Annotated in this window: 6 protein-coding genes and 1 pseudogene; 2 read left to right on the top strand and 5 right to left on the bottom strand. The window is 70.0% G+C overall.

The features are described 5' to 3' along the window. On the bottom strand, positions 1-649 hold a 649-nt coding region (locus ACTS11_RS10925; protein ID WP_442640343.1), incomplete at its 3' end, for a DEAD/DEAH box helicase. Positions 650-767: 118 nt separating this feature from the next. Between ACTS11_RS10925 and meaB the strand changes: the two genes are divergently transcribed. Both meaB and ACTS11_RS10915 read left to right on the top strand, forming a co-directional pair. Beyond that, a complete protein-coding gene (gene meaB, locus ACTS11_RS10920) occupies positions 768-1745 on the top strand; it encodes a methylmalonyl Co-A mutase-associated GTPase MeaB (RefSeq protein ID WP_442640342.1) in 978 nt (325 codons plus the stop codon). 70 nt (positions 1746-1815) lie between these two features. Further along, positions 1816-2040 (top strand): DUF378 domain-containing protein, encoded by a 225-nt coding sequence (locus tag ACTS11_RS10915; RefSeq protein WP_442640341.1) that lies wholly within the window; start codon positions 1816-1818, stop codon positions 2038-2040. A gap of 205 nt (positions 2041-2245) precedes the next feature. On the opposite strand, the gene ACTS11_RS10910 is transcribed toward ACTS11_RS10915, so the two are convergent. From ACTS11_RS10910 to ACTS11_RS10895, 4 genes and pseudogenes are all read right to left on the bottom strand, one after another. Beyond that, positions 2246-2518 carry an HlyU family transcriptional regulator gene (locus tag ACTS11_RS10910; protein ID WP_442640340.1) on the bottom strand — a complete coding sequence of 91 codons (273 nt, stop codon included), beginning with the start codon at positions 2516-2518 and terminating at the stop codon, positions 2246-2248. 78 nt (positions 2519-2596) lie between these two features. Next, a complete protein-coding gene (locus ACTS11_RS10905; RefSeq protein ID WP_442640339.1) occupies positions 2597-3148 on the bottom strand; it encodes a hypothetical protein in 552 nt (183 codons plus the stop codon). Between the two features lie 17 nt (positions 3149-3165). Further along, positions 3166-5151 carry an RNA polymerase sigma factor RpoD gene (gene rpoD, locus ACTS11_RS10900; RefSeq protein ID WP_442640338.1) on the bottom strand — a complete coding sequence of 662 codons (1986 nt, stop codon included), beginning with the start codon at positions 5149-5151 and terminating at the stop codon, positions 3166-3168. 102 nt (positions 5152-5253) lie between these two features. Further along, positions 5254-6437: pseudogene (locus tag ACTS11_RS10895) on the bottom strand (toprim domain-containing protein); the annotation flags it as partial.

The raw sequence follows: 6437 nt of genomic DNA, 5'->3' as shown, positions 1-6437 counted from the left end.
CTGCCTCCGTCATGGCGCGGAGGATCAGGTCGGCCATCGCCTCCTCCCACCGCGCGCCCTGCGGCAGCGGCCGGTCGAGCCAGACCGTCTCCACCGGGTAGGCGCGGCCCTCGGAGGAGATCAGCGGCGCGCCGTCGAGCAGCGCCGCCACCGGCCCGGCATCGAGCGTCGCGGACATGACGAGCAGGCGAAGGTCGGGGCGCAGCGCGCCCCGCGCCTCCCAGGCCAGCGCGAGGCCGAGATCGGCGTTCAGCGCGCGTTCGTGGAACTCGTCGAAGATGACCGTGCCGACGCCCGGCAGGTCCGGCGTGTCCTGGATCATGCGCGTGAGGATGCCTTCGGTCACCACCTCGATCCGCGTTTCGGCCGAGACCCGCGCCTCGCCCCTTATGCGGTAGCCGACGGTCTGTCCGCAGGGCTCGCCCAGCGTTTCGGCCATGCGCTCGCCCGCCGCGCGTGCGGCGAGGCGGCGCGGCTCGAGGAGCAGGATGCGCCCCTCCGCCCCCGCCTCCAGCAGCGCCAGCGGCACCCGCGTCGTCTTGCCCGCGCCGGGCGGGGCCTGGAGCACCGCGCGCCCCTCGCGCGCCAGCGCGGAGACCAGCTCCGGCAGGACATCTTCGATCGGCAGGGTGGAGCGCGCGTCGGGCATCGGCCCTAGATCGACGGCGCGCGGGGGCGCGTCAACTCCCGCGCGCGGGCCGGGGTGGACAGGGCCGCGCGGTTGCGGTCAAAGACGGGGGCCGGGGCCTTGCGAGGACGGGACGCCCATGACCGACACCGAAACGCTGGCCGAGCGCATCCTCGCGGGCGACAGGCGCGCGCTGGCGCGTGCCGTCACGCTGGTCGAGAGCACGCGCGCCGACCACCGGGCGGAGGCGACGGCGCTCATGGAGGCGCTGCGCGGCGCGGGACGGCAGGCGCTGCGGATCGGCCTTTCCGGCACGCCCGGCGTCGGCAAGTCCACCTTCATCGAGGCCTTCGGGATGATGCTGACGGGGCAGGGCCTGCGCGTCGCGGTCCTCGCCGTCGATCCCTCCTCGGCGCGGTCGGGTGGCTCGATCCTCGGCGACAAGACGCGGATGGAACGTCTCAGCCGCGAGAAGGCCGCCTTCATCCGCCCCTCGCCCGCCGCCGCCCAGCTCGGCGGCGTGGCGCGGCGCACGCGCGAGGCCGTGGCGCTCTGCGAGGCGGCGGGCTTCGACGTGGTGCTGATCGAGACGGTGGGCGTCGGCCAGTCCGAGACGATGGTGGCGCAGATGTGCGACCTCTTCGTGCTCCTGCTCGCGCCTGCGGGCGGCGACGAGCTTCAGGGCGTCAAGCGCGGCATCATGGAGATGGCGGACCTCATCCTCGTCAACAAGGCGGATGGCGACCTCAGGGGGGCCGCGACGCGCACGGTGGCCGACTATGCCGGCGCGCTGCGGCTTCTGCGCCGCCGCCTGCAGGACCCTCAGGGCTTCCCCAAGGCGCTGCCCGTCTCGGCGGCCACGGGCGCGGGGCTGGAAGGCGCGTGGGACGAGATGCGGGCGCTCGCCGACTGGCGGCGCGGACAGGGCTGGTGGGAGCGCACCCGCGCGGACCAGGCGTCGCACTGGTTCCGCGAGGAGGTGCGCGAGGGGCTTCTCCGCCGCCTCGCCGAGCCCGGCATTCGCGCCGAGATGGCCGCCCGGGCGGAGGCCGTCGCGCGGGGCGAGATCGGCGCCGAGGCGGCCGCGGCCGAGATGCTCGCCCGCCTCCGGGACTGACGCGCCGGTTTCCATGGAACCGCAGGGTATCGGCATCGTTTCACCGGTAACGAAACCCGGAGGAAACGACATGAAAGCCCTGAACGCGATCGCACTGATCCTGATCATCGTCGGCGGCCTCAACTGGGGCCTCGTCGGATTGTTCGACTTCAACCTCGTCTCCGCGCTCTTCGGCGTCGAGAGCTGGTTCACCAACCTCGTCTACATCCTCGTCGGCCTTGCGGCGATCTACGCCGTGATCCTGTTCAAGCCGGTGACGTCGGACCACGCGACGGCGCATTCGACGACGCGCTGAGCCTGCCACCGAGACGATGGCAGCGCCCTCGCCGCCGGCGGGGGCGTTCGCCTGTGCGCGGGTCTGCCACGGGTGGAGAAGGGCGCTCTCGCGGATGAGCGGCTCGGGTAGCCGGGCCGACGCCTGACCGCCGGGGGATGTCATCGCGTGCGGCGGGGACGGGCAGGGATGCAGAAGCCTGCGGCAGGTCACCCTCCGGTCCCTCTCAGCCGAAGATGCCCTCGCCCTGCTCGTCGATGAGCTGCCTGGCCTTGCGGATCGAGAAGGCCTCCGCCTCCTCCGCCGACTGGATCGTGTCGGCGCGAACCATGTGGTGCACCTTCGTCTCGCCGCCGACCTCCTTCTCGATCCGCGCGGCGAGGCGGAACCCGCCCGCGCCCGACTGCGGCTCGGGATAGATGCGGAAGTCCTTGTGGACCTCGGGTTCCTTCGCAGCGGGCTTGCCGCCGCCGCCGAAGAGCCGGGAGAGGAGGGACATGGGGTTTGCCTCGTCCTGTGCGTGCGTCGCCAGACTAACCGGCTCGATCGTTCAGGTGAAGCGCGTATGTCCCGCGTCCTACGGCCCGAGGGCGCGGACGGTGTCGGGGAAGACGCCGAGGCGGCTGCCGAGGCCGGTCACCGCGACCCGGTCGCCCTCGTCGATCCGGTCGAAGAAGTCGCGCGGCATCCCGCAGATCGTGTCCTGAAGGATCGGCAGGCGCTCGAGGTCGAGCCCGTTTCGGCAATGACGTCGGCTGCTCGGCCAGTCATCCGCCACGACGTAGACATGGGTGACGGTCTCCCGCACCAGAAGCGCATGGGCCATCGGGACCGTCATGAACACGACGAGGGTGAGACCCACTCCGATGAAGACCGTGCCGCCGAGCGCATAGGCCGCCGTCTGGCCGCTCCGGTCGGCCTTCGCGCGGCCCGGCTCGGCCGCGTCCTGTCGGAGGAGCCACAGGACCGCGAAGCCGCCGGGGATCAGGCTGCCGAGGAAGACCGGCCAACCCATCCCGGCCGCCCAGTCTGCGGAGGGGATGTAGTTCGCCCCGAGGATGACGTTGAGGATCAGCGTCACCATACCGGCGAAACACAGCAGGATGATCGCCAGCGCCAGCGTGCGCATGTGGGATCAGGGGCGGATCACTGATCCAGGAAACTCCGCAGCTTCCGCGACCGGCTCGGATGCTTCAGCTTCCTCAGCGCCTTGGCCTCGATCTGCCGGATGCGCTCGCGGGTCACGCTGAACTGCTGGCCGACTTCCTCGAGCGTGTGGTCGGTGTTCATGCCGATGCCGAAGCGCATCCGAAGCACCCGCTCCTCGCGGGGGGTGAGCGAGGCCAGAACCCGCGTCGTCGTCTCCTTCAGGTTCTCCTGAATGGCCGAATCCAGTGGCAGGACGGCGTTCTTGTCTTCGATGAAGTCGCCGAGCTGGCTGTCCTCCTCGTCGCCGATGGGCGTCTCGAGGGAGATCGGCTCCTTGGCGATCTTCATCACCTTGCGGACCTTCTCGAGCGGCATCTGAAGCTTCTCGGCCAGTTCCTCGGGCGTCGGCTCGCGGCCGATCTCGTGCAGCATCTGGCGGCCCGTCCGCACCAGCTTGTTGATCGTCTCGATCATGTGGACGGGGATGCGGATCGTGCGCGCCTGGTCGGCGATGGAGCGCGTGATCGCCTGCCGGATCCACCACGTCGCGTAGGTCGAGAACTTGTAGCCGCGGCGATACTCGAACTTGTCCACAGCCTTCATCAGGCCGATGTTGCCCTCCTGGATGAGGTCCAGGAACTGCAGGCCGCGGTTGGTGTATTTCTTGGCGATGGAGATCACGAGGCGCAGGTTCGCCTCGACCATCTCCTTCTTGGCCTGGCGGGCCTCTTTCTCGCCCTTCTGGACCTGGTTCACGATCCGGCGGAATTCGCTGATGTCGAGGCCGACATACTGGCCGACCTGCGCCATGTCCGAGCGCAGCTCCTCGACCTTGTCGCGGCTCTTCTCCATCAGGGCCTGCCAGCCGCGGCCCTGCTTGTCGGCCATGCGCTCGCACCAGGTCGGGTCGAGCTCGTAGCCGCGGTATTCGTCGATGAACTCGCGCCGGTTGATGCGCGCCTGGTCGGCGAGCTTCACCATGCCGCTGTCGATGACCATGATCCGGCGGTTGATGCCGTAGAGCTGGTCGATCAGCGCCTCGATCCGGTTGTTGTGGAGGTGCAGCTCGTTCACCAGTTCCACGATCTCGGAGCGGAGCTTCTGGTACTCGTCCTCGGCGGCGGCCGAGAAGCTGCCGTCCTCGTTCAGCGTGGCGGAGATGCGCTTGTCCTGCATCTCGGCGAGCCGGGCGTAGTCGTTCGCGATCCGGTCGAGGATGTCGAGCACGCGCGGCTTGAGCGCGGCCTCCATCGCGGCGAGGCTCATGTTGGCCTGCTCGTCCTCGTCCTCGTCGTCCTCCTTCATGATCGGGTTGCCGTCGGCGTCGAGCTCGGGCTCGTCCTCGCCGCGGCGCGAGGGCTCGGCGTTGGCGTTGGCGACGGAGGTGACGACGGGCTCGTCCTCGTCCTCGCCGAGCGAGCGGCCGAAGGTCGCGTCGAGGTCGATCACGTCGCGCAGGAGGATGTCCTCGTCGAGAAGTTCGTCGCGCCAGATCGTGATGGCCTGGAAGGTCAGCGGGCTCTCGCAGAGGCCCGCGATCATCGTGTTGCGGCCGGCCTCGATGCGCTTGGCGATGGCGATCTCGCCCTCGCGTGACAGGAGCTCGACCGAGCCCATCTCGCGCAGGTACATGCGGACCGGGTCGTCGGTGCGGTCGAGCTTTTCCGTCTCGCTGGTGGCCAGCGCGATCTCGCGGCTCGTCGAGGTCTCGACCACCTCGGTCGAGCCCTTGTTCTCGCCGTCCTCGTCGGCCTCGTCATCCTCGATGACGTTGATGCCCATCTCCGAGAGCATCGACATCACGTCCTCGATCTGCTCCGAGCTCACCTGCTCGGGCGGGAGGACGGTGTTGAGCTGGTCGTAGGTGATGTAGCCACGCGCCTTGGCGTCCGCGATCATCTTCTTGACGGCGGCCTGGCTCATGTCGAGCCCGATGTCGGCCTCTTCGCCTTCCGTCTTGCGATCGTCGGTGTCTTTGGCCATGGGCGTCGTCCTTTCGTGCTGGGCGCCTCCGGCGGGTCGGACGCCGGTCCCTTGCAGCTGCAATCACATGTAATGCGAATCACTGATTCGCACAGGCCTCGGTCAATTTTTCTTCGCCTGACCGGCACTGTTTAGCAACTCGTGGAATGCCGCCCGGGCCTCCGGCGTGTCCCCGAACTGCTCGGTCTTTCCGCCTTCCCGGCGGGAGAGTGCGGCGTGCTTGCCGTTGACGGCCTGCTTCAGCCGGAACGCGAGCCTCCCGTCCTCCTCCATCGCGGCCTCCGCCAGGTCGTGCGCCGCCTCCTTGAGCTCGGCCTCGAGCGCGCGGGCGGCTGCGTGTTTCGCGAACTCCTCCTCGAGGCACTGCCGAGCGGCGTCCACGTCGTCGCGCCCCGGAAACAGGAACGGCGTGATGCGCAGATGGCCGGTCGCCTCGAGGCTTTCAAGGGTCCGGATGTGCCCCGCCGCAGAAATGGCTTCGCGCAGGCGGGCCTGCTCACGCTCGGGCGTGGCCACCAGGAACCAGGCGAGGCGCGCGGCCTCCTCGTCGCGCGGGTCGAAACGCTCGAGCCGTTCCTCGAACTCGTCGATCAACGCGGGATAGCGGCAGATGGTTGCGAGGACGAGCGCGATGCGCAGCCGCTCGCCCTCGAGCTGGCCGGCGAGCGCGCGCGTCGCCGCGAGCGGCGCGACGGGCGCCTCGGCGAAGCCGCGTTTCTTCCAGGGTGCGCCGGACGCGGGCCGCTGCGGGCGGAAGAGCTCGCGGCGGAACTCGGCCAGCGCGTCGCCGTAGTGCCGCCGGAGCGACTGATCCTTGATCCTGAGCACCGCCTCCCGCAGGCGCCGGTCGAGGCCCGCGCGCCGTTCGGGCGTGTCGAAGACCTGTCCCTCCGTCTCCCGCCGCCACAGCAGCCTCACCAGCGGCTCGGCCCCGTCGATGGCGGCCTGCATCGCCTCCCGGCCCTGGGTGCGGATCAGGTCGTCGGGGTCCTGGCCCTGCGGCAGGATGCAGAAGCGGAGCGAGCGGTTCGCCTCGAGGTGGGCAGCGCAAGATCGACGAGGCGCATCGCGGCCTTGAGGCCCGCCCGGTCGCCGTCCAGCGCGATGACCGGCTCGCCCGAGATGCGCCAGAGCATCTGGAGCTGCTCCTCGGTGATCGCCGTGCCGAGCGGCGCCACCGCCGCCTCGAAGCCCGCCGCCACCAGCGCGATGACGTCCATGTAGCCCTCGGCCACGATCAGCGGCTGGCCGCGCCCCGCCGCCGCCCGTGCGGGACCGTGATTGTA

The organism is Roseicyclus sp. (genome assembly GCF_052168335.1).
GTDB lineage: Bacteria > Pseudomonadota > Alphaproteobacteria > Rhodobacterales > Rhodobacteraceae > Roseibacterium.
The sequence above is the reverse complement of the archived record's forward strand: the minus strand, read 5'-3'. Positions and strand labels throughout refer to the sequence as shown.